This is a genomic window from Rhodothermaceae bacterium, from assembly GCA_009838195.1.
Classification (GTDB): domain Bacteria; phylum Bacteroidota; class Rhodothermia; order Rhodothermales; family Bin80; genus Bin80.
In genome coordinates this window covers 127664-151836 of record VXSC01000002.1, presented here as the reverse complement: position 1 = coordinate 151836, position 24173 = coordinate 127664, and the positions used below count along the sequence as shown (strand labels likewise).

Genomic DNA, 24173 nt, shown 5'->3' with positions numbered 1-24173 from the left:
GGATCGCGCTAAGGTAGCGCTAATCAGGCAGAACCGTCCTGCTATAAGATCTGAACGAGTTCACTATTTCTCTCTAGAGGAGGAGAAAAATAATGTCCCCAATGGCCCGAGGGAAACCCATAAAAATGATCGAATCCGCGGCTGTTTGGGTGGTATGGGGCCTGCTGTCCGTTGTGCCATTTTCCAAAGACCCCCGTAGCATAGCCTGCGCCCTGGAAAACCTCAGAGACTAAGGTCTCACCTAGATCAATGCGTTCCGAACCCGCACTGGTTCCATGCACACCCGACCGGGGGTGGTATCGTCCTGTTAAAAGCTCCGCGCGGGTCGGAGAACAGACCGGGCTCACATAAAAGTTCTCGAATCTGGCACCCGAATGGGCGATCTGGTCAATATTCGGCGTATTGATACTGGTGTTGCCATTGATTGATAGATCGCCCCAACCCTGATCATCAGTCAGAATAATAATCACGTTCGGAGGGCGTTCGGAGCTGCAGGACGCAAACAGCATCACAGCAAATAGCAGATGAGTTAGACGGGACATCAGAAAAACTATCGCGAGTTAACCTGTAAATTTTTTCCTAAATATTCACCGCAGCTTGGTGCCATGTGGCATACCCTTTCGCTGCAGCTTCTTCAGCCGCCCCCTCCGCATCTTCTCTGCTCTCAAAGATACCATATACACCCGCACCTGACCCAGTAAGAGACGCAAACCCTGCCCCACTGCGCAGCAGTGAAGACTTGATTTGCTGTATTGCTGGCCATTGTGAAAAAACTGGCTTCTCGAAATCATTGACCAATTCACATCTCCAACGATCCAAGTCATTGGACCGAACCACATCAATCAGATTCGTGCGATTTGTCTCCGATACATTTACCTGTTGGAATGCCCATGACGTAGAAATGTGAATGGGAGGGACGACGACGGTTAAACTAAATGGGAAAACATAATCGGTCATGGGAGTCAACCGCTCCCCCCTTCCCTCTGCATGTGCGGTGTGCCCATGCAAAAAGAACGGCACATCTGAACCAATCTTCAGGGCTAGTGACCCCAGTGCAAGGGCTGAATCGTCTAATTTCCAAAGATTGCATAACATGCGAAGTGCCGTGGCAGCATCACTGGATCCGCCCCCAAGTCCTGCGCCGTACGGAAGCACTTTTTCCAGATGGAACGAAGCCCCCTGATCAATCCCCGCAACCTCCCGCAAAAGCTTGGCCGCGCGAATAACCAGGTTGTCCCTTCCACAGGAAAGCGTGGCATCTGTGCAGGTCATGCTGATTTCCCCTGCAGAACTGACCGTAATCCTGTCAGCCCATCCAATTGGATGAAACACTGTTGCCAGATCATGGTATCCGTCCGCCCGTCTACGTATTATGTGGAGGCCAAGGTTGATCTTGGCCGGAGCACTTTCAAATAACACCTGCTCTAACGTCAGTTCGTGTGTTTGGTATTCGCGATTTATACCCCAATCCCGGAAGCATATCAAATTTCATGACAATTTAACAGGCTCGTGTTTTTTACAAATCCAGCTCGGGGATAACCTCAAACTATTTCCTCACATTCTTTAAGGCATCAACTCATTGAATGCTCACAATAAGATCCAAAATAATCCATAAGAGGCGTAAAACAGGGGTTATCGGAGATTTGTTTGGAAACAAGACTTGCAGTGCACCGTTGGACCTCGCCACTTCTGACAAGATCCCATCGTATTTATCGGTACATCGGCTACTTCGTATCCATTTGTCGCATAACTTTTATTCGCCGATGTTTAGGCTAGTTGCTTTTTTAGCCACTGCTTTGTTGCTCTTTTCGTTTGTCCCTCCTATCAGTGCTCAGTTCTCCAACAATAACGCACTGATTGTGAATTCCGATAGCAACCCTCAGGAGCAAATGCGGAGGGCTATGCTCAGTCAAGCTGGGCAATCGGGCCTCCTGGCATTGGAGGGTGCTGTGGATCCGAACGAATACCTCGTTGGTCCGGGGGATGTTTTCAATATAATGATTGGGGGCGTGATCCCGACTGAACTCCCTGTAACGGTCTCCATCTCCGGTGCACTTTTACTGCCTGAGGTGGGCCTCCTGCAGGCCAGCGGACGATCTCTGGCCGAAGTCGAACAGGAAGCCATTGCACTACTTGAATCTCGATTTTCGAATGCGTCCGTGAGTATTTCACTCATACAAGCACGGAGTTTTTTCGTCCATGTTACAGGCACAGTCGCCCGAACTGGACGTTACCTTGTGCTCCCCGTCTCGCGTGTCAGTGATGTGATTCAACAAGCCCTTTCGACTGGTGTGGTCACGACGAGGCAAACCATCGAAGACGTTGAAGTTAACGTTGGAATGCCTGAGCGCGCGTTCCGTCCCAAGATTAACGATGTGTATCAGCCAGCATTTCGAAATGTTCGCGTACAACGTATTGACGGAACGGAAGAGTTGGTCGACTTCACACGTTATCAAACAACCGGAAGTACGGATCATAATCCTCTCTTGCGAGATGGGGATCGTATTAATGTCCCCGCGTATCACGTTGTTCGTGAAGGAGTCCGTGTATCCGGTGACGTAGCCTGGCCCGGATTGTATGATTGGCGACCGGATGATACCGTGTTGAGTGTTCTTGATCTTGCGACGGGAGGACGACCTCTTGATCCAACCGTCCGGTTTCGTGTAATGCGGTGGAGCGGTGAACAACACCGCACAGTACTTGACCACAACCTTGATAGTTTACAGAAGGATTCCATCGCGACCTATTCGTTGATGCCTGGGGACCATGTCACCGTTTATGAACGGGAAACCGCCACAGCCAGTATTGAGGGATGGGTTGCGTATCCAGGGGAGTATCGCATAGAAGGTGGTGTTACTACACTGAGACAATTGGTTGAGCTGGCGGGTGGCCTCAAGCAAGGAGCCAACCCGAATGCGGCTGTACTGGAGCGCACGAGTGTCGACAAATTAATTCAGGTCCCCGAAGGCCTTCTTCCCACCGCGCGCCCCCAGCCGCTCAGTGGAAATCGAGCGGTTCAATCCTTTACTGAGGGATTCCAGCGCTCATTTTCCGGGGAAATTGGCAATCAGGTAGCCGTTGATATAGCCGGCGCATTAGCTGGTAGCAGCGATGACATCGTGCTTTACGATGGTGATCGCCTCGTATTCCCACGTGATGAAGGGACCATCTATGTTTCGGGACATGTCCCACAACCTGGATATGTTACCTTTGTCCCCGGAATGACTGCCCGGCACTATGTCAACCGTGCTGGGGGCCTGGGGCCGGGAGCGGAAGATGTGTACATATTTGATGGGAGCAGCGGAGCCGTACGCAAAGGCCTGAATGAACCAATTCGCTCCGGTGACACAATTTTTGTCGACTGGCTGGAGCAATTGACGCTGAGTACACGTCAAGCCCGACTCCAACGATTTCAGGTCTTCGTGACAAGCTTGTCGGCGGCCACTGGTGTGACTGCAACAATTATTGCCCTGCTGCGATGATGACCAATTCCAAAACATCGGAGATTGTCTGGTCTTTGGCTCGGACAATCCTGGCTCGGCGATGGTTTATCCTTGGAGTCACGGGATTTGCCGGCATCGCGGCGGTGATCATTAGCCTTTTCCTCCCAAACTGGTATATGGCAGAAACACGTCTTCTGATCCCCGGACAAACATCTTCCGGCTTGCTTTCGAGTATGATCGGCGGACCTATCGGCAGCAGTGCCTCCTCCCTTCTTGGAGGACTAGTCAGCGACTACCAACAAGAGCTTGCTATATTGGACAGCCGTAGCGTAAAGCAAAGTGTTATCGAAGAGTTTGATCTCATTGAGGTGTATGACCTTGCCGACAGCGATGCTCCCATGGAGTACGCGATTGAAGAGTTAGAAGGAAATATTGAGTTCGTCGTCGACAACGAATACAACTACCTTGCAGTCCAAGTTTATGACAAAGAAGCCCAACGGGCAGCTGACATGGCGAATTTCTTTGTCTTACGATTAAATGAGATTGGGATCGATCTATCTACAAGAACCGCTAGGTCCTACCGTATCACGGTCGAAAACCGTTACCAGGCAACGGAGGACAGTCTCACTAGCGTTCTATCGGCACTCAACACACTCCAGGAGGAGACCGGCGTGCTGGATCTGCCGGCGCAGGGAGCTGCATTTATGGAGGGGCTGACCGAATGGCGATCCGAGATTTTTCGCGCTGAACTTGAATATGGAACTCTGCTGTCTCTCTATGGCCCCGACCATTCCCAGACGCGTGCTGCGCAACAGGCCGTCGAACGAGCTATGGAATCCTATGATCGTGCTTTAGAGGGACAAGAGCGACTCATGCCCGTACCGCAGGATAGTCTTCCGGACGTTGCACTTGAGTTTGTTCGATTGGAGAAAGAATTTCTCGTCTTGACGACTCTGCTGGAGTTTGCACGTCCAGTACTAGAAGAGGCTCTATTGGCTGAGGAGCGTGAAGCAAAATCAGTACAAGTACTCGATCCTGCCATCGCACCCACAGAGAAAGCCCGTCCCTGGCGTGCGGCAATCTGCGTCGTCAGTACGTTCTCGGGCTTCCTGCTCTCCCTGCTTTATGCGCTCATCAGTGCCTGGTGGAAACGCAATCATCTTCTGATTGCCTCGAAGCTGTCCCCCGGTGGAGTAGTGTAAGGAACTCTATCCGAGACTTGAGAAGGAGCATGTCATGCAACAAGTTGGGATTCAACTCTCTCCCCTGAAGCTCTACCGCGCCGGAAATGCCTTGATCGTAACTGGGCTCATTCTCAGCCTAGGTCTGATCCTCGCCCTGGCCAGTACCGGATATGTCCCATATTTAATCGCACTACCTGCAGCGGTTCTAGGAGTTATCGCAGCAAGAATTTTACTTGCATACCCCCTCCTCAACCTGATGATAGCCATTTTGGGGTTTGTACTGGTAGCCTCCAATGAAGAAGGGTTCCAAGTAATTGAGATTGCCTATGCAGCCTATCTCTATGCATTCCTCCTGACGTGGTTTTTACGCCATGCGATTTCTGAATCATCCGACATCCTGACCGAAAAAACAGACTTAGCACTGGCAGTTTTCCTGGGATTGCTTCCGGCAACCTTAATCCTAACATATTTCTTCCGTGGGGACTTTCTAGTGGCATTCAGCGAGTTGGTTTCACTCTCTATGCTACTGGTTTACTTCCCGGTTAAACACGCCGTCGTTCATCATCGGATAGGTCCAAAGCTCATGCTCACTACCGTGGTTATGATGAGCGTTGTGGTGGCTATTACAAATTCATTTGAATATGCATCGGATTTGTCAAATGCCACACATTTATCGCATATTTCTGGATCACGAGTGGTTGTGAACGACGCGCTTCTCACGATTGGTTCACTCATGAGCCTAACCCTGTTGGTCTATGCCCGAAATCCTATTTCACTGCTACTTTCTGCAAGTGCCGTGGCACTCACGTTCGCTGGATTGATCATGACGCAGGCCCGGGGAGCCTGGCTGGCATTTATGCTTGGGGCGTTCGTCCTCGTCCTACTTGTTCGTACCCCGGAACGAGTCAAAATACTGACGATCGGCACCATCATAAGTGTCCTGATCCTTGGCATCGGATATATCCTGATTGGTCCATTTCTGAATGTGATTATCGAGGGGATTGCGGAACGTTTTAGCACAATTGCTACGGCATTTACGCAAGATCTGTCTCTCGTGAACCGATTCCGGGAGACTCAAGCCGTGCTCGAGAAAATTATAATGAATCCCCTGATCGGATATGGGCCTGGCGTATCCTACGTGTTTTACGATATCGTTCATCAGTCAACGGACATAGATTCGTTTGTGCACAATGGATATGTCGGTCTCTGGTACAAATATGGCCTTTGGGGGCTCGGATTAGTACTATATTTCTGGTATTCGACTGTAAAACTGGGACTGCATGCATTTCGGAGTGATACAGCAGATCACTGGACTCGTTTGGCTGGCTTGGCGGGTGCTATCCCCCTTATCGCATTGACCATTACCACCCTGGTTGGGAATCCATTTTTTCTGAAGAATCAGTTATTTATTATTGCCATCGCGGCAGGATTAGCGGTTGGCGCCGGCGAGCGATCATCAAATCGGGCTGTTGCGCCTAATAGCCATACCTAAGAGACATCTTACGTAAGTCTGCCCCCTCAAATGAATTATTGGATTCTCTCCTCCGTACGATGAGAGGTTGTGCAAAATCAATGATGCATCGGACCGTAAATTCCATATGCATGCTACCCTGACACATACGTATTACTTGAGCAGCACCTGGGAATAAATCAGCCATGCATGGTTGATTAGCGGTGAGATATCATGCTTTTGAACTGTTGAATCATGCGAGTATTGATCCACGATTTCGGGGCCTACGCCTTCCCGGTTACGCTGAGTCAAGCTCTTCAAGATCGTGGACATGATGTCGGTCACGCCTATTGTGACAGCCTAGTCACAACCCCTCATAATGTATGTGATAGCCCTGCCGACTTCACGCTCCTACCTGTCCAAACCTCTCGCCCACTCAACAAATACAATCTCGTTCAGCGGTGGATTCAGGAACAGGAATATGGGCGCTTGGCTGCTCGTGTCATTCTGAATTTTAACCCGGATATCGTGATTTCTGCAAATGCACCGCTCAGTGCACAGGAACGCATCCTGAGATCATGCAAACAAAACGGTATCCCATTTGTGTTCTGGCTCCAGGACCTGATTGGATTGGCAACTTCCAGGGTCCTCAAATCGAAGCTACCCCTTATTTCTTCTGTCATTGGTCGCTACTTTCAGTCACTTGAGGGACGATTGCTTCGAAGGAGTGATGCTGTAATTTCAATCACGGAGGATTTTACTCCTGCCCTTCAGAAATTTGGGATTATACCTGATCGCTGCTATGTGATCGAAAACTGGGGTACTCTGGATAGATTTCAAGGTAATCCTTCGATATGGGCACAAAGAAATAAACTCAATCAACGCCCGATTCTACTTTATGCGGGTACATTGAGCATGAAGCACAATCCTGCTATCCTGCTACATCTTGCACAACAGGTCGGTAGTCGTGCTCAAATTATAGTCGTTTCTCAGGGAGCAGGTGCAGATTGGCTTACGAAAGTAATTACTGAGCATAATCTCGATAACCTGACGGTTTTACCCTACCAGGAAGCGGATCAACTACCTGCGATGTATGCCAGTGCACAACTGCTTCTGGTTTTACTCACTGAGGATGCAGGACAGTTTTCCGTGCCATCAAAAGTGCTGACCTGTCTCTGCGCGGGCCGGCCAGTTCTTGCGGCCATCCCCAAGGAAAATCTTGCAGCGCGGATAATTGAGGACTCAGGGGCAGGATTTATCATAGATCCAAACGATCACGTTGGATTTGTTCAGAAAGCCCAACTACTTCTAGATGAACCGGAGTTATGTCAGGCCATGGGTGAAAGTGCTCGGAGATGGGCAGACGAAAAATTTGAGATCGGTAAAATCACCGATCAGTTTGAGCATGTCCTTAAACAGGCATCTGCATGAACCACCCGATTGCCTATGTGGCACGTTTCGTATCCGAGTATCAGTGTCCCATTCTGGAAAAACTGAGTAAACAGTCAGTTGGACGGCTCATTGTGTGTGCAGGTACCTTCCGTGATCCTTCTTTTGAAGGACTATCTCGTGGCCTTGCCCCAGGCTACCGATGCACTAACGCAAAAATAGATGGATCGGCAACCAATTTGCAATGTGCCTGACCGGGAAGAAGACCCATCTCATTCAAGGGAGAGCCAACAAATGAATATGCCGCACCTTGTTCTTTTTGACCTGAATGCTACTGGCCATCATGGCCAGTATGTAAAGCAGCTCACGCAATATTGGTGTGCGCGAACATTTCGAGGCCACCTATCTATTATGGTCACGCCCTCGCTCTTGAAAAAACATCCCGACCTAGTTGAGCTGGTCAAGCGATGTGACCGTGCTGATATCCGGGAATTGCCTGAGCTGCCCTCGTCAGGAAGCCTTGTCCAGACTGCCAGAATGCAGGGGCACATCCTTAAGAATTCTCTGAACGAGTTGAAGCCTACACACTGCCTGCTATTGGATTTTGACCATTTCCAACTCTCTCTCTCTTTCGGACTCAGGTTTAAACATCCAGTTTCAATTTCAGGAATATATTTTCGGCCTTTTCTACGTGCTGGACAGCGGATCAGGTTTCGGGATGGTCTTGGTGATTTTGCGCGATATATGCGCAAACGTATTTTTTTAGCCGCGGCACTTCGCAATCCACATTTTAAACATCTTTTCAGCCTTGATCCGTACTTCGCAGAAGAATACAGTTCTCCAACTGTGCGTATTCTTCCGCTGCCAGACGGCGTTGAGCCACAGCTTCCTTCCATCAGTCCATCAGAGACACGGTGTAAATGGGGCGTGGAATCCGAACGTAGATTAGCACTCTTCTTTGGCAGTTTAGCCGAACGTAAAGGTGTCACTCAAACGTTGGATGCAGTCCGCTTACTTTCCCGCGAAAATCAAACCAAACTGTGCTTGGCACTCGTTGGACACGTGGCACCTGCTTATCAGGACGCACTAATGGAACAGTTAGATATCTTAAAAAAGTCGTCCAGAGTGCAGATAGTAAAGGTATTGCGATTTGTATCCGATACGGAGATGATCAATCTATTTTCCGCCTCTGATCTTATTCTGTTGCCCTATCAGCGACACGCCGGATCCAGTGGCATTCTGGTTCGTGCTGCCCAGGCTGGTAAACCAGTATTGGGAAGCAATTATGGACTTATCGGGCGTTACATCCGTGATTTTGGACTCGGTATTGAAGTCGAATCTTCCAGACCAGATGACATAGCCAGCGGTATGTCGCAGTGGTTAGAATCGCCACAAAACTTTCCATTTGACACAATAAAAGCTTCAACGTTTGGTGATCATCATACAGCAGAGGGCTTTTCTGAAGTCATCTTTAACCAGATTTATGGTCACCTCGCTTAACTCGGTTTTAAAATGTGCCATAGAATGCGCATTTTCCTGTCGGGCGCACTAAACCTCATTATAGCGGCAAATTGATCTGGGTGGGAAAGACCAGATAATACGCTGACCTACCGGTGCAAGGCCTCCGTTCACTCGGTGAGTGGCCTGAAAAAAAGTCCATCAACCTGGAGCAATTGACCTGTAACAGGATCGTCAATGACCGGCTGAAGAGACATGAGGTTAAACCCGTGTGCCTGGAGGTATGTGATGACTTCCAAGAAAGGCGTCTCATTCTCATACATCGGCTCGAGCGATAATTCGACCTGGACTCCTCTGATGTGCGCTAATGAAGCTTCGGCACCCAAGAGTACTTGGTGCTCGTAACCTTGGGCATCAATCTTCAAAAAGATAGGAGTATCGGTGGTACAGTAGCGATCAAACACATGGTCAAGAGTATCTACTGCAATGACCTCTTGCCCGACATACTTCGCTTGGGGGTAAGCCGCTGTGTGGCGATCCTTTATACGTAGAATGGAATTGCTCTCAAGATTGTTAGAGAGGTTCAGCGTCGCTTCACCTGATTCCTTTCCGAGTGCGAGCTGAACTGTGTCCCAGAGGGCATCCCGGCTTGCACGGGCTTCAAGCACGCGAAACGCATCAGAAGATGGTTCAAATGAGATAATGCGCTGATCATAGCCAGTGGAACGGAGCTCAGCGCCATATCCGCCGGTACTTGCTCCGACATCAAGCACGCAACCTATTTCAAAGTGCTGGAATAACTTAATTCGTCTTGCCACAGGTGAAGAGCGCGCGTTGAATCGTATGACATCAAAACCGAGGCGTCGTGCAAAACGCTTAATGTAATGTTTTGGCCCTTCACTAGATGGCATGGTGCCAGAATTGGTTAGAATCTATCCGATTCGGACTGTGGTTGATTTGGAGTTTCAAATCTTTCATTTACCACGATTTACGACAGAGCCATGTTCCAATCCGATGATTTTCCTCAACTGAATCAGATACCCCGCTAGGCTGGCAACGTCGGTCAATCGCCGCAAATGAATGCCTGGCCCTAATCTACGTCTCCCATCAGACGCTTGATGAATGGGAACGCGGCAAGGGCCACAACCCCTGAAACCCCAATGATCATCGCTACGTTGCCAAATAGAGCCGCCGCATCCAGCGTCTCCAGTTGCCCTGCAACGAGTCCTGCGAACAAGTTGCCCAGTGCAGTTCCAATAAACCATACCCCCATCATTTGCCCCACCCTTCCTACAGGTGCCAACTTGGTGATTGAAGAAAGCCCAACCGGACTTAAGCTCAATTCTCCCACCGTGTGCAGAAAATACATGACAACTAGCCAGACCGGAGATACCAGGGACCCATCCTCTGCATTCGCCGCGCCCCAGGCAATGACAAAAAAGCCCCCCGCCAGCCCTAATAATCCAAGAGCAAATTTTGCGGGAATGGATGGATTTCGCTTAAGTCTGGCCAACGTAATCCAGAGAGAACCAAATACAGGTGCAAGAATGATGATGAACGTGGAGTTGACCGATTGAAGCCAACTGGCCGGCAATTCCCATCCACCCAACATCCGATCCGTAGAATCACGGGCAAATAGGTTGAGGGATGATCCTGCCTGCTCAAATCCCGACCAGAAAATGGCGGCCAGAATGAATAACCAGAAAATGACAACCAAACGCTTCTTTTCCAATTTGGTATGGTTAGTGAAAATGAGGAGGTAAGCAAAAAATGCCACTGCAATTCCGATCACCGCATACCCAAGCCAGGCAGCGAGTGTCTCCAGGGGGAGCGCCTGCAAAAGTAGCGTGCCTGCCACAGCAGCAATCACAAATGAGGAAGCCAAAACGATATAAGTAACGCGCGTTTTTCTCTTTAATGTATCTTCGGATACATCTGATTTCAGCAAGCCGGCATCCCCCAAATATTTTGTGCCCATACGATACTGAATCAGTCCGAAGATCATGCCTACGCCTGCCAGAGAGAATCCATAATGCCAATTGTAGGCTTCGCCCAGTAATCCGGTCAGGATTGGCCCGGCAAATGCCCCAAGATTGATTCCCATATAAAAAATCGAAAACCCTGCATCCCGCCTTGCACCACCTTCTGGATACAAGTCTCCGACCATGGTACTTACATTCGGCTTAAGCAGACCTGTGCCAATGACAATGAACATCAACCCTAGGAAAAAACTGCCGTTATCCGGGAAACCTACCAGTGGGCCAGCCATCGTGAAATGCCCCAATGCAATAATGCATCCTCCAACAAAAACCGCCTTACGCTGCCCCCAAAGATTATCTGCAATCCATCCACCAGGTAAAGCCAGGACGTACACGAAAAAAGTGTATAAGCCGTAGATCGCTCCAGCTTTGCCTTCCCCAAACTCCAATCCCGGGTTCCCTTCCGCAGCTGCAGTCGTCATAAATAGCACCAAAAGCGCTCGCATCCCGTAATAGCTAAACCGCTCCCAGAGCTCCGTAAAGAATAATGTAGAAAGCCCCCGGGGATGGCCGAACCATTGTGCCGCATGTGGGGGTTTAGTGCCTGTTGTCATCACTTTTATCTGTAGTGTAGCGACGCAAGATACGAGGTCTGTTTGATTTTGTGAAATCTTCTCACGAAAAATAGTTACTCCTACGCGCGTATCCGGTATATTTACCGATTGTTTGGCTTAGGCCGAAAAATCACATACTAACGATGTCTGGCTTTTCCGAAAACATTACAAATCAACATCCAGATCGAACACATACCTGTGGCAAGCTCTCGGACGTACATCTAGGCGAGCAGGTTGTACTAAAAGGTTGGGTAGATACACGGCGTGATCTCGGAGGGGTCATTTTTGTAGATCTCCGGGATCGCTATGGCCTTACGCAAATCGTGTTCTCGCCTCAGGACAACCCCGCTGCGCATGAACTTGCAGACCGCCTGCGCAGCGAGTACGTCATATCCGTCATGGGCTTTGTCGCACTGCGCTCACCCGAAACCGTGAATCCCAAACTCCCAACGGGGAGGATTGAGGTTCGGGTTGAGAGCCTCTGTATTCTTGCCGAATCGGAGGCCTTACCATTTTCTATCTCCAGTCACACACAAAAGACGAAGCTAGCCTCTGAAGATCTGCGCCTGAGATATCGGTACCTTGATCTCAGGCGACCGGATTTGTTGCAGAAAATGATCCTGAGACATCAGGTTTACCAGGTGATCCACCGCTATTTTGATGCAGAGGGATTCCTTGAAGTGGAAACGCCAACCCTCATGAAATCAACGCCAGAAGGTGCACGCGACTATCTGGTTCCAAGCCGGGTGCATCCAGGGGCCTTCTACGCCCTTCCTCAGAGCCCACAGACCTATAAGCAGCTCCTGATGATCGGGGGATTGGACAAATATGTTCAGATTGTTAAATGCTTCAGAGATGAGGACCTGCGTGCCGACCGGCAACCGGAGTTCACGCAGATTGATGTGGAAATGGCCTTTGCAACGGAGGATGCAATCTATTCCCTGACCGAAGGCTTGATGGTAGCACTCTGGGACGAGGTTCTCGGCATTAAGCTGCCCACCCCTTTTCCGCGGCTGACCTACCAAGATGCACTCTGGAGATATGGCTCCGACAAGCCTGACCTGCGTTTTGATCTTCAGATATGCAATCTCAGTTCTGCGTTCAAAAATTCAGGATTCCGGGTATTCGATCAGGCCCTTTCTGCAGGAGGGTCGGTATTGGGGCTGGTTATTCCAGAGTTTGGCGACAAAGGCAGAGGATATATGGATCGCCTGGATAAGACGGTGGTGCGGAAACGAATCGGAGCCGGTGGCCTGATTCATGTGCGAATCCCTTCCGACGGCACCCCTCCAAACTGCTCTGTAAAAAGTCATGTACTTCCAGAGGAATTTGTAACCGAAGCAATCCAGGTATCTGGGGCCAAGACGGGAGATCTCCTGCTGATCCTTTGTGGCAAATGGCCCACGGTACAGGAGCAAATGGGAGCCCTCCGGCTGCATATGGCCCGCGAGCTTGGCTGTATCGATGAGAGCTCCTGGCAGTTTGCATGGATTACCGAATTTCCGCTGCTGCAATGGGATGAGCGGGAAAAACGCTATTCAGCCATGCACCATCCATTCACCTCCCCAAAAACAGATGATCTGGAGCTGCTTTCGAGCGATCCGGCACATGTTCGAGCCCGCGCCTATGATATCGTGCTCAATGGAATGGAGATTGGAGGAGGGTCAATCCGTATCCATGATCAAAAAGTTCAAAAACAGATGTTCGATACTCTGGGAATTCCCGACGAAGAGAGTGAAGAGCGATTTGGATTTTTACTGGAAGCTCTGCGTTATGGAGCCCCTCCGCATGGAGGAATCGCCATGGGGCTGGATCGGATTGTCATGCTACTTTCACAATCAACGTCTCTCCGTGAAGTGATTGCATTTCCAAAAACACAAAGTGCACAGGAGCCCATGTCTGGCACCCCCTCAACGGTTGAACCTGAACGACTCAGTGAATTAAACATTCGGTCTGTTCCGGAACCTGAATGACCGATGCCTATGCATTATTGCTACAAGACCGATTTCCCTGGGAGCGCTGGGAAAGATTAATCCTCTCCGAGGGCATCCTGCTGGATCGCCCCAGAGAAACGCCCCATCCCCGATATCCAGATATTATTTATCCGATGGACTATGGGTTCATCCGTAATACTATAAGCTCTGACGGTTCTGGAGTGGATGTATTTGTTGGCTCTGGTCTAGAGCATCTGGTTGGAATGATTATCACACGCGACTACCGACAAGGAGACCGGGAGATTAAATTTCTCTGGCGCTGCCTCCCAACAGAGATTTATCTGGCGCATGGGTTCATCAATTTTGATCCTTCGAAGTTAAAGGGACAACTGATCCTTCGCTTCCCCATGAAAATACTCTGGGAAATGCAGGAGCAAAGGATTGAGCATTCGGAAAATTTGCCGTAAATTGGTGGGTTGTTAGTTCTCTAAATTCTGATCCCGTAGCTCAGTTGGAAGAGCATCTGACTTTAAGTCATGGAGCCTCATGCAGGAAACTGTATGAGTGGAGGCTGCTGTATGCTGGGACGCCCTAAAGTCGTCGCTACGTCGTCACACGTAAAAATGCGGCGGATAGATGGGTAATCAGCAGGCAACCTTGAATTGGGCAATCCAGTCCGTTCCCGTTAACCGTGCCGGGTTATTGGGACTCATTCTGGACCCTTTTCCGCGTGGTGCGGATTCGAGAGAGCCCTCAGAGGCCATACGCAGCCCACCCTACCCCATCAAATGGAAGGGTGAAGAGATGGTCCAGACCACAACATGAATCCAGATGGCCGGTGAAAGCCGGTGTGGTAGGTTAATCAGAGGGTCCCAGGTTCGAGCCCTGGCGGGATCACCATCAGCCCGGGTGGCGGAATAGGTAGACGCGCTGTCTTGAGGGGGCAGTGCCCTTACGGGCGTGCTGGTTCGATTCCAGTCCCGGGCACCGTTTTTTTCATCTTTTCGCAATGCGTAAAGACCGATTCACCGGCCCGTTGTGATCAAACACAGAACTTTTTCTCAATTGGATTCTCACGTCAACGGGCCGATGTGTGGGAGATACACTCAGCTTATCATTTCCATCTGTTATCATGGGGGACCACACTGATAATCCCCCTTTTATTCCAGAGTACAACAAACCGGAATCTCCTGGAATCTGGATGAATTTTGACAACACGGTATCAATCTACATGATTGTAACCCAGGAGATGAGTTTTCCAGAAGCCGCTCAGGCAGCATTCCAGATCGTCAAAGATGCACAGGACCGATTCCCTGATTGGCCGCGTAGTTTCTACCTTGATATAGAAGAACACAAAATGACAGATCTGTCCGATGAAGACAGGTGGGTTGAATTCCAACAAGAATTCTGGTTTTCTACGCTTGCACATTTTCTAACAAGTTTTGATCTCCCTCTGACCGGCCCACTGCTCAACCCAAATCTGCAGCGAAACGATCTACCTGACTCACTGGACATCCAATAACGGCCTTCAACAGCCAAGAAAACTGAATCGGCATTGGTGAAAAGATGCTCTGAATTGTATCCTAGCGGAACGATGGAAGCCCAAACGGATCCTTGTGTTCAGCGGTTTGTATTTTGGGCGATGTTTCGGTATTTTTGCCCCTTATAATACACCTATTCTAACGACTACGTATGCTGCGAATCACCTTTACTATCCTGGCCATCGTAGCGTCGACCATTACGCTCTTCACTGTCAACTCAATTGGGATCAATGAGTGGTGGAAATACATCCCAATGGCAGGCCTCATTCTGATCTCGCTGATCCTGTGGATTGCTATTCCTTCCTCGAAACGTAACCGTAAGCCAAAAACCTCAGATTCAGAGGCTCAGGCACTAAATGAAGAAGAATCATTAGCTGATTTAGGAATCCTGGATATTCGCCCGGTAGACTCGGACAAATCTCCTGCAGACTCGGAAGAATTACTTTCTGACCAGAAAACCCAGGACGCAGCCGCAGATGCACCCGGGGTGGTTCAACTGAGCCTGCTAACAGAGACTCCCCAACCTAGTCCTGGAGACACACCCACTCCATACGTGCCCAACAATCCGCTTGATAAACATATTCTAGTTCCAATCCTGCAAGGATTCCGTGCCGTACTTGACGCTCATGCAGTCGGAATTATTCGCCCGATCTCGGATGACTACGAGTACGAGGTTTGTGGTACCGCGGGCTTCGACTGGATACGCTCACGTGGAGAGTCGTTTGTTCTGAAGTATAACCTTCTGGAGGAATCCGAATCTGTGGCAATTCATCCTGTTGGTTCCCAAGGTCTGCAGTCGAATCACCTGACCTACAGCAGGAAACCAGCCAGCATCACCTACATCGGAGTTGCTTCCATTGGAGAAACTGATAAGCTACTAATTGTAGACACCATAACTAAGAGCGGACTGTCTCACCCCCGTGCCAAAGAGTTACTCGAAAACCTCGGGCAGACGCTCGCGCTACTGTTCTACAGGGAAGACCCGAATCGCCCTCGGCACGAGATAATTTACGAGGAAATGATGACGGCAAGAGCTGAGGATAAAGACCTCGTATTTGCCCTCGTGGTTCCTCAGAGGTCAGAGACACTGGCCAAAATGTACGGGGATTTTCTTGATGATATCGAAAAAACATTCTCAGATTGCTTGCTTCGTGTAGATCCAAATAGCCGTGTGATCAAATTTGGTGAACTACTGTACGGCGTCTTTAAGAATTGCCAAAAAGATGCACTCGCGGACTGGCACCACAAGGTTCAAAGTGAGATTGCAAATCAGGGAGGGTTGCTCACCGGAGGAGCATTCATTGGCGCAGTGGCCATGACCAATGAACATCAAACCGCCGACCACTTGCGTGATGATGCCAAGCGTGCCTTGATCAAGGCCTATGAGGGCCCGGCTGAAACAGTGATTATTTAGAACTCACCAGCGGGACGAATAAAAAATCTCCGCGCTTACTTGATTCATAAGAGTCTTTACCAGTCCGAGTCACCTTTGTCATAAGTTGTCCGTTCTTATCTCCCACCGGCACGACCAGACGCCCACCGCGTTTTTGTTCATTGGGCTCCCGTAGCTGCTCAAGGAGCCTCTGTGGAATTTCAAGTGCTCCTGCGGTTACGATAATCCCATCGAATGGAGCGATACCTGGCCATCCCTGGGTCCCGTCTCCAACACGCAGTAATACTCGATAGTCAAGCTTATTCAGAGCTGATTTTGCCCTCTCATGCAATCTTCGATGCCGTTCAACTGAGTAGACTCGGACCCCCATCTCACAAAGCACCGCTGCTTGATACCCACTACCGGTACCAATCTCGAGAACCTTATCACCCGGTTCTGTATCCAGCAGCATCGTCTGAAATGCTACCGTAGTCGGTTGAGAAATTGTCTGCCGCATACCGATTGGCAGAGCCAAATCTTCGTAGGCCCGATGCCGCAAGGCTGGCTCGATAAACTGTTCTCGCTTGACCCGTCCAATCGCAGCTAGAACACGCTCGTCTGTCACACCATTTTCTCTGACCGTTTCGACCAACTCCGCTCTCCTTCGGATATAAACCCCACCTGATTTCGCCATACTAAAACTATTTTTCTGTTTGCCCCAGTCCACCTGAGGACATCCGTGCGCTCAGAGCTTCAGATAATTGACTTTTTAGCTCTTCTGTCGTGAGTCCGGATATCATTACACCTTGCTCTGCAACGGAGATTTTCCCGGTTTCCTCGGATACCACCACTACAAATGCATCTGTTTCTTCCGTGAGCCCAACAGCCGCCCTGTGCCTTGTTCCAAATTGCCCTCCTAAGCGCTTACTGCGAGAAACGGGCAAGATACAGCGCGCTGCCTCAATAAGATTATCCGAAATAATGACCGCTCCATCATGCAAAGGGCTAGTCGTGTGAAAGATAGACACCAAGAGATTTCTGGTAATCACCGCCCGTAAAGACTCTCCCGTTTCCTCATAACTTCGGAGTCCATCGGTACGCTTGAATGCAATCAACGCCCCCAATTTCTGCTGACTCAACGTGCTAGTCGCGGCAACAATTTCGGTGACTACCTCTTCTTTACCTACAGGTGCAAAGAGGCGGCGAAGGAGCGGGGTTTGTCCCAAAAAGATCAATACCCGCCGAATCTCGGGCTGGAATACAATGATTGCTGCCAATACGTAGATATCGTTGAGAGCTGAAAACATGAATTGTAAAACCTTCATGTCCGTCACTTCGACCAGAAACTGGATAAACAAAAGACCCAGCAGCCCCACAAACAGTGACACTGCCAACGTGCCGCGCATGGTTATGTAGAGCCGATAGAACACGACGGCTACCAGCAGGATCTCGAACAGATCAATCAACCGCACAGGGATGATGCCAAAAAGATTCATGATGAGACGTGTAAAACTGCTTCCAAGCCTTGAATCATTTCACGGGTTTCACGAACATCATGAGTTCGGATAATCTTTGCTCCCCGAAGTACCGCCGCAGCCGCGATCCCAAGTGATCCGAACAAGCGATCATGGACTGATGCCGGTGCCCCATTATCACTTAGAATCTGACCAACTGTGCTCTTGCGAGATATCCCTACCAGTACAGGATACCGCAATTCGGTGAGTAAGTCAAGGCGCTTGATCAAGCGCAAGTTATCCCTGTGCCGTTTGCCAAACCCAAACCCAGGATCAATCACAATGCTCTTTACACCCGCCTCTTGGGCCCGCTCTGCCGACTCTGCCAAGCTTTCATACACTGCAACAGCTACATCACTGTAGTCCGCAGCGTGAACTAAGCTGCCTTCACGACGAACCGAATGCATCACCACATATGCTGCACCCACCTCAGCCGCATACTCTGCCGAAGCAGATCCATTCTGCAGACCAGACACATCATTGATCATGTGTGCTCCGGCATCAAGCGCCCTTAGTGCAACGGTGGGGCTGAATGTATCTGCGGAAATAATCGCCTCAGGAAATGACTGCCGGATTGCCTTGATCACAGGAATAATACGCTTGATCTCGGATTCATCTGGGACATGCTCCGCACCCGCACCATAAACACTACCACGTGGGCGCGATGAGGCACCTCCGACATCAATAATCGCTGCCCCTTCCTCAAGCATGACCTCGGCGCGGCTTAATGCTTCAGATGTGCTGGTATATTTACCACCGTCATAAAAAGAGTCCGGGGTCACATTCAAAATCCCCATGATCACAGTACCGTTAGCACAATCAAGCCACTGATCTCGGCAGATCAAGCCAGAAGGCCTCTCGTTTGCGGAGTGATCTGTGATATTCTGTGGATCCTGCATCTTCCTATGTGTGTTTAACGGTGCGAATCAATCATAAACGTGCGTGGCTGGAGGCCAACATAACTACTCAGACCAATCCCATTTTCTGTCCGTTGCGATCTCCGCCTAAATTATGAATCAACGCGCACCTGCCAAAATACAAGCCAAGTTGCTGCGCCGCTTGCTACGTCGCGCTTCAAACACCGAGTGGGGGCAGAGGTTTGAGTTTGCACGAATTGCCCAAGAATCGGATGTCGTGAAAGCATATCAGGCCCGCGTACCCATTCACACTTATGATGATATTCAACCGTTCGTGGATCAAGTGCGAGCGGGTGCAGAAGATCTATTTTGGCCCGGTGGGATTAAACATTTTGCCGTCTCAAGTGGAACTGCTTCAAAAGGGAAAGTAATTCCTCTCAGTAAGGATATGCTCCAGTTGAATCGCAGTTTTGCAGTGACGCTTACCTTGCAGTATTTGATGCGCTCAAGGTCTGTCAAAACTCTTCTTGGTAAACATCTAACACTTCCCGGAACCATTGAAGGCGATCCCAATTTCCCCAGTACACTCATCGGGGAGGTCAGTGGATTGCAAACTCTTTTTGCCCCTGGAGTCTTCAGGCTTTTCCTGCAGGCACTTCCGTCTTCGATTGCGTTTGCTCCTGACTGGGATACAAAATTGCGCTCTGTTGTCGACCAAACGATGAACCAAGATATTCGTTTGGTAGCGATGGCTCCAACATGGGCCCTGGTAGTTTTTGGGCTATTAATTGAGCGGTACAATGAGGTGAATGGAACCAGTGTGAGAACCGTTGGAGAGGTATGGCCCAAACTGCAACTGTATATTTCAGGAGGGGTCGCCCTTAGCTCCTATCGATCCATTCTTGAAGAGCAGATTGGCTTACCTAACATAGATTTTCTGGAAGTCTACGGTGCTTCGGAGGGATTTTTTTCCTATCAAACCGACTTAAGCGACCCCGCCATGCATCTGCATCTAAATAATGGTGTCTTCTACGAGTTTGTCCCACTAGATGAACTCACATCAGAGAATCCGAGGAGATTGACCATCGAGCATGTAAAAACCGGGGTAAGATATGCTCCAATCCTCACCACATGCAGTGGACTCTGGTCCTACGTATTGGGCGATGTGATTCGTTTTACCAATACCTCCCCGCACAAGATTGTGGTTGCCGGCAGAACATCAGAGATGATTGACAAATATGGAGAAGCCGTTTTCGGCGAGGATGCCCGTGAAGCAATCAACAAGACCTGTGACGTTACAGATAGTCTTGTTCGGGAATACCACGTTTCTGCCATTCCCCCAAATGGTACGCAGACTCCGACCCATGAATGGCTCCTTGAGTTTAGCCGAATCCCTCACGACTGCGAGGCATTTATCCGATCACTGGATTTTGCACTTTGTGATATAAACCGGCATTATCAAACTCGCCGTGAGGCGAAAGCCTTCCGGCCACCCGAGATCGTGCTTGTCCCAGAGGGGACCTTCAACGCATGGCTGAAAACCAGTAAGGGACAGATCCGTAGCCAGACAAAGGTCCCCAGAATGAGTGATCAGCGCAACATCGCGGACGGCATTCTAGCACATGCTGGACAGGATGCACGTCGAATTTGTGTGGACGAATTCATGTAGGACTTCGGATTTTGAGCTATTCCGAGACCCTACTTGCACAACAATCCTTCGCCTTCTATCCTATCCCTAAACCGCTACGCTGGGGATCGCCCAGTAATCCAGGTGAGACAGGATTTCTTCTACCAAAGACGCCGGGCCTCCGAGCATTGGCAACGGTGCCGACCGCCCATCCAAGAGAGTAGAGAGGTCACAGTCTGTTCCATCGAGATAGCGTAGAACCCCGCCATTGGCAGATAGCATCGCATAGCCTGGAGCCAGATCCCAGACTTTATCGTGGCCGATCAGAACCACATGAGCACCCCCAGTTGCTACCAGGCTCAAATGCGCCGATGCCGTTCCTAGAGATAGAACACGGCCTGGAAACGACCGCCGAAGTGTATAGCGCTGATGAGGACGTGCATGAGTCAGCAAGATGGTGTTTGTGTGCAAGGAACGATCCGTGGTAAGTAACCTGGGTTGAGAATTTCTCCATACATGTGTTCCATTCGAATAAAACAGATCCCTGGTTGCAGGAAGATAGATGAACCCCGCAACCGGTACGTTTTCTTCGATCAATCCAACGGCGATCCCCCAACTTGCCATCCCCGCCATGAACGAAACGGTGCCGTCAATCGGGTCGATTGTCCAATAGCGTGAGCCCTGCCGCGGGCTGCGTAACACCTCATCTTCCTCCGCGATGATTCCATCTTGGGGAAACTTGCGCATAATCGCAGCGACCAGATATTCCTGAACAGCTTTATCTGCGGCGGTAACCGGTGAACCGTCCCGTTTGATCTCATGAGTCGTGCGAAGAAAGTAGCTCATTGCACGACGCCCAGCTTCCTCTAATAGCGTACGGAAAAAATTTTCCAGTGACTCCATGAATTTAACGGTGGATTGATCGTCAACATGTACCAAGGCAGGTTGTTTGATACGCGTGACCCGTACATGTTACCGTATTTCTCCATCTGAAACAAATTTGCCATGTGCTTACGAATTCACTTGTGCAGTGGCCCCCGCAATGTGTCTACAGCACTCATGTATTCATTCGCCCAACGCCCGGATACACATGTGATTGACGAGCCGCTTTATGCCCATTACCTTCGAAGTACGGGTGCATCACATCCCGGCCGAGATGAGATCCTGGCCACAATGGAGCATTCCGGGGAAAAGGTCGTCCAGGAAACTCTCCTGGAGCCGTGCGATCATCCTATACTTTTCGTCAAAAATATGGGACATCATTTGATTGATCTAGACTGGGGATTCCTGGATCAGATGACCACGGTGATCCTGATTCGTGACCCCGAACAGATGCTCCCCTCACTCATCAATCAGGTTCCGCGGCCCAAACTTGCGGATACAGCATTAGCCATGCAGCGGAAAGTTTTCGACTATCTGACACACCGTGGAAAATCTCCATGCGTTCTTGATGCACGCGAAGTCTTAACCGACCCTGAAAAAATCCTTCGCAATCTGTGTTCAGAACTTGGAATCAATTTTGATCCAATCATGCTCCACTGGGAAGCAAAACCAATCCCGGAGGATGGTGTCTGGGCCCCGCACTGGTATCATGTGCTTCATAAGTCTACAGGCTTCGCACCCTACACACATAAATCAGCTCCCTTCCCTGATTTTCTGCGTCCATTACTCAATGAGTGTATTCCCTATTATAATTACTTATATCACCACGCTCTAAAAGCTTAAACCAATCATGCACATCTCTCTACCCGACGAGCGTAACAACACCATCATGGTATGGGTCAAGGATCGCCTGGTGCCCCGATCTGAGGCAAAGGTTTCTGTATTTGACAGCGTTGTCCAGGGCGGGGATGCGGTTTGGGAGGGCCTGCGCGTCTACGATGGACGTGTCTTTGAGTTGGATGCACACATGGCTCGGCTCATGCAATCTGCACATGCCATGGGATTTGTAGACCTCCCTACACATGAATTTGTCCGTGATGCCCTCTTTGCCACCCTAAAAGCCAATGGGATGCGTGACGATACCCACGTAAGACTGACCTTGACCCGAGGAGAAAAAACCACTTCCGGGATGGATCCCCGCCTCAATGTACACGGCCCCACGCTCATTGTGCTGGCAGAGTGGAAAAAACCGGTTTATGCAGAAAGCGGCATTCGCTTGATCACCTCTTCCATCCGCCGCAATACTCCACAGTGTTTGGACTCCAAAATTCACCACAATAACCTCATCAACAATATCCTCGCGAAAATCCAGGCGAACTTAGCCGGGGTGGATGATGCAGTCATGCTGGACATCCACGGATACCTCTCTGAAACCAATGCAACAAACATCTTTCTCGTGAAAAACAGACGACTCCTGACCCCCTGGCCAGACAGCTGTCTACCCGGAATTACACGTGCAAAAATTCTCGGAATGTCCCGGGACCTGAATATTCCCTGTCGTGAGATGAATCTTTCCATCACCGACATGTATACGGCAAACGAGATGTTCACCACTGGCACAATGGGGGAGTTGACCCCTGTCCTCGAAGTGGATGGACGAATCATTGGCACTGGCAAGCCAGGCCCTCTCACCTTGCAACTGCGTGACGCCTACTGGGAAAAGACTAGGTCCGAAGGAACCCCCTTGCCATTCTAATCAGGGAATATCCAAGACTTTATGTGTCTGAACACTGAGCCTCCACTGCGGATGTTCAAGGCAGTAGCTCAGGGCTTTCTGGGTATTCTCAGCAAGATTGGGACCGTCCATTGGTTGTAAAAAGAAATACTCAAAATCCAGCATTTCAAACTCCGCTGGCATTGCATCCGGTTGCGGGAACACGAGTTTGAGTTCATTGCCGCTCTTCAGCACTAAGGGGGCGCCTGCTTTGGGGCTTACGCAAATCCAGTCCAATCCATCAGGTGGAAGCAGTGTACCGTTGGTTTCCACAGCAACCTCAAAACCACGTTCCTGAAGGGCCCGAATCAAGGTGCGATCCATCTGTAAAAGAGGCTCTCCCCCCGTACAGACCACATAGGGTTTGGCACGGGTGGATGCTGTACCAGGCCAAGCTGCGCAAACTGCATTCGTAAGTGCTGCCGGTGTTGCAAAGCGCCCGCCTCCAATTCCATCCGTACCGACAAAGTCTGTGTCACAGAACTGGCAGGTTGCACTGGAACGATCTTTTTCATGCCCACTCCAGAGGTTACAGCCGGTAAACCGCAGGAAGACTGCAGGGCGCCCTGTCATATGGCCCTCTCCCTGAAGTGTATAGTAAATCTCTTTTACTGCGTAAGCCATGCAATTCGCTCTTCAAGCCCCGGGGTATTTGCTCCCCACTCGAGAACCGCTACGGTTAAGCGACTGGCTGTAACCTGCCAGTCCTGTTCGTCTACGATATCGATTTGCCAGACCTGAGTTTTTCGTCCAAGATGCAGCGGACGTGCTGTGCCTGTTACACGGCCACTTCGGACTGGCCTTAAGTGATTTGCATTGACCTCAAGCCCCACCACAAACTGTTTCCTGACGTCCACACACAGGACCCCTGCAACGCTCCCCAAGGTTTCCGCCAGTACGACCGAAGCTCCCCCATGCAACAGTCCGATGGGTTGATTCGTGCGATGGTCTACCGGCATGGATGCGCGCAGGTAATCAGGACCGATCTCCGTGAACCTGATGTCAAGGTGCTCCACCATCGTCCCTTTTCCTCGACTGTTCAGTCGTTCCACGGTTATATCACTTTTCCAGATTTTCGCCATATTATTCGAAATTTTTATAAATATCCAAACTTATACGCGCATACACGAATATCTGCCGCTGGATGGAGATCTA

The 24173-nt window shown here is 50.0% G+C and carries 23 protein-coding genes and 1 tRNA gene; 14 read left to right on the top strand and 10 right to left on the bottom strand.

What is annotated here, in order from left to right; translation table 11 throughout:
- Window positions 1-41: 41 nt before the first annotated feature.
- Together F4Y64_00700 and ispE are read right to left on the bottom strand one after the other, a co-directional pair.
- Entirely contained in the window at window positions 42-542 is a 501-nt protein-coding gene (locus tag F4Y64_00700; GenBank protein ID MXX96128.1) for a sulfatase-like hydrolase/transferase, read from the bottom strand.
- Between the two features lie 37 nt (window positions 543-579).
- The gene (gene ispE, locus F4Y64_00695) at window positions 580-1485 is read right to left on the bottom strand and encodes a 4-(cytidine 5'-diphospho)-2-C-methyl-D-erythritol kinase (protein MXX96127.1); all 906 of its coding nucleotides are present in this window, start codon (window positions 1483-1485) and stop codon (window positions 580-582) included.
- A gap of 98 nt (window positions 1486-1583) precedes the next feature.
- On the opposite strand from ispE, the gene F4Y64_00690 reads away from it, so the two are divergent.
- The 5 genes from F4Y64_00690 to F4Y64_00670 all read left to right on the top strand — a co-directional run bounded on the left by F4Y64_00690 (window position 1584) and on the right by F4Y64_00670 (window position 8966).
- On the top strand, window positions 1584-3482 hold the full coding sequence (locus F4Y64_00690; protein MXX96126.1) for a sugar transporter: 1899 nt from the start codon (window positions 1584-1586) through the stop codon (window positions 3480-3482).
- A complete protein-coding gene (locus F4Y64_00685; GenBank protein ID MXX96125.1) occupies window positions 3479-4645 on the top strand; it encodes a lipopolysaccharide biosynthesis protein in 1167 nt (388 codons plus the stop codon). Before F4Y64_00690 ends, F4Y64_00685 begins: the two co-directional genes overlap by 4 nt.
- A 34-nt stretch (window positions 4646-4679) precedes the next feature.
- The gene (locus F4Y64_00680) at window positions 4680-6119 is read left to right on the top strand and encodes an O-antigen ligase family protein (GenBank protein ID MXX96124.1); all 1440 of its coding nucleotides are present in this window, start codon (window positions 4680-4682) and stop codon (window positions 6117-6119) included.
- 213 nt (window positions 6120-6332) lie between these two features.
- On the top strand, window positions 6333-7508 hold the full coding sequence (locus tag F4Y64_00675) for a glycosyltransferase family 4 protein (protein ID MXX96123.1): 1176 nt from the start codon (window positions 6333-6335) through the stop codon (window positions 7506-7508).
- A 180-nt stretch (window positions 7509-7688) separates the two neighbouring features.
- Window positions 7689-8966 (top strand): glycosyltransferase family 4 protein, encoded by a 1278-nt coding sequence (locus tag F4Y64_00670; protein MXX96122.1) that lies wholly within the window; start codon window positions 7689-7691, stop codon window positions 8964-8966.
- 128 nt (window positions 8967-9094) lie between these two features.
- Here the strand turns inward: F4Y64_00670 and F4Y64_00665 are convergent, their stop codons facing one another.
- Window positions 9095-9835, bottom strand: a complete 741-nt coding sequence (locus F4Y64_00665; protein MXX96121.1) for an FkbM family methyltransferase — start codon at window positions 9833-9835, stop codon at window positions 9095-9097.
- Between the two features lie 179 nt (window positions 9836-10014).
- A complete protein-coding gene (locus tag F4Y64_00660; protein MXX96120.1) occupies window positions 10015-11517 on the bottom strand; it encodes a peptide MFS transporter in 1503 nt (500 codons plus the stop codon).
- Between the two features lie 143 nt (window positions 11518-11660).
- On the opposite strand from F4Y64_00660, the gene aspS reads away from it, so the two are divergent.
- The 6 genes from aspS to F4Y64_00630 all read left to right on the top strand — a co-directional run bounded on the left by aspS (window position 11661) and on the right by F4Y64_00630 (window position 16406).
- Window positions 11661-13490 (top strand): aspartate--tRNA ligase, encoded by a 1830-nt coding sequence (gene aspS / locus F4Y64_00655; protein MXX96119.1) that lies wholly within the window; start codon window positions 11661-11663, stop codon window positions 13488-13490.
- Complete coding sequence (locus tag F4Y64_00650; protein MXX96118.1) at window positions 13487-13918, top strand: hypothetical protein; 432 nt, start codon at window positions 13487-13489, stop codon at window positions 13916-13918. Before aspS ends, F4Y64_00650 begins: the two co-directional genes overlap by 4 nt.
- 169 nt (window positions 13919-14087) lie before the next feature.
- Window positions 14088-14276 carry a hypothetical protein gene (locus F4Y64_00645; GenBank protein ID MXX96117.1) on the top strand — a complete coding sequence of 63 codons (189 nt, stop codon included), beginning with the start codon at window positions 14088-14090 and terminating at the stop codon, window positions 14274-14276.
- A 78-nt stretch (window positions 14277-14354) separates the two neighbouring features.
- Window positions 14355-14438, top strand: a tRNA-Leu gene (locus F4Y64_00640).
- Between the two features lie 145 nt (window positions 14439-14583).
- Window positions 14584-14973: a hypothetical protein gene (locus F4Y64_00635; GenBank protein MXX96116.1), complete on the top strand. Its 390-nt coding sequence runs from the start codon at window positions 14584-14586 to the stop codon at window positions 14971-14973.
- A gap of 170 nt (window positions 14974-15143) precedes the next feature.
- Window positions 15144-16406: a hypothetical protein gene (locus tag F4Y64_00630; GenBank protein MXX96115.1), complete on the top strand. Its 1263-nt coding sequence runs from the start codon at window positions 15144-15146 to the stop codon at window positions 16404-16406.
- Here F4Y64_00630 and F4Y64_00625 read toward each other — a convergent pair.
- Genes F4Y64_00625 through folP form a run of 3 tightly spaced genes read right to left on the bottom strand, consistent with a single transcriptional unit; the run spans window position 16399 to window position 18777 of the window.
- Complete coding sequence (locus F4Y64_00625; protein ID MXX96114.1) at window positions 16399-17058, bottom strand: protein-L-isoaspartate(D-aspartate) O-methyltransferase; 660 nt, start codon at window positions 17056-17058, stop codon at window positions 16399-16401. The two genes, F4Y64_00630 and F4Y64_00625, sit on opposite strands and share 8 nt — an antisense overlap.
- A gap of 7 nt (window positions 17059-17065) precedes the next feature.
- Window positions 17066-17860, bottom strand: a complete 795-nt coding sequence (locus F4Y64_00620) for a TIGR00159 family protein (protein ID MXX96113.1) — start codon at window positions 17858-17860, stop codon at window positions 17066-17068.
- Window positions 17857-18777: a dihydropteroate synthase gene (gene folP / locus F4Y64_00615; GenBank protein MXX96112.1), complete on the bottom strand. Its 921-nt coding sequence runs from the start codon at window positions 18775-18777 to the stop codon at window positions 17857-17859. Before folP ends, F4Y64_00620 begins: the two co-directional genes overlap by 4 nt.
- Before the next feature lie 112 nt (window positions 18778-18889).
- Here folP and F4Y64_00610 point away from each other — a divergent pair, with 112 nt between their 5' ends.
- Window positions 18890-20404 carry a GH3 auxin-responsive promoter family protein gene (locus tag F4Y64_00610; protein MXX96111.1) on the top strand — a complete coding sequence of 505 codons (1515 nt, stop codon included), beginning with the start codon at window positions 18890-18892 and terminating at the stop codon, window positions 20402-20404.
- A 66-nt stretch (window positions 20405-20470) separates the two neighbouring features.
- On the opposite strand, the gene F4Y64_00605 is transcribed toward F4Y64_00610, so the two are convergent.
- A complete protein-coding gene (locus F4Y64_00605) occupies window positions 20471-21265 on the bottom strand; it encodes an inositol monophosphatase family protein (GenBank protein ID MXX96110.1) in 795 nt (264 codons plus the stop codon).
- A gap of 102 nt (window positions 21266-21367) precedes the next feature.
- Between F4Y64_00605 and F4Y64_00600 the strand changes: the two genes are divergently transcribed.
- Complete coding sequence (locus tag F4Y64_00600) at window positions 21368-22087, top strand: sulfotransferase family protein (protein MXX96109.1); 720 nt, start codon at window positions 21368-21370, stop codon at window positions 22085-22087.
- Between the two features lie 7 nt (window positions 22088-22094).
- Window positions 22095-23000 (top strand): aminotransferase IV, encoded by a 906-nt coding sequence (locus tag F4Y64_00595; GenBank protein ID MXX96108.1) that lies wholly within the window; start codon window positions 22095-22097, stop codon window positions 22998-23000.
- On the opposite strand, the gene queE is transcribed toward F4Y64_00595, so the two are convergent.
- Window positions 23001-23642: a 7-carboxy-7-deazaguanine synthase gene (gene queE / locus F4Y64_00590; GenBank protein MXX96107.1), complete on the bottom strand. Its 642-nt coding sequence runs from the start codon at window positions 23640-23642 to the stop codon at window positions 23001-23003.
- Window positions 23627-24100, bottom strand: coding sequence for a hotdog fold thioesterase (locus F4Y64_00585; protein ID MXX96106.1), 474 nt, complete (start codon window positions 24098-24100; stop codon window positions 23627-23629). The genes queE and F4Y64_00585 overlap by 16 nt, the downstream gene beginning before the upstream one ends.
- Window positions 24101-24173 lie beyond the last annotated feature (73 nt).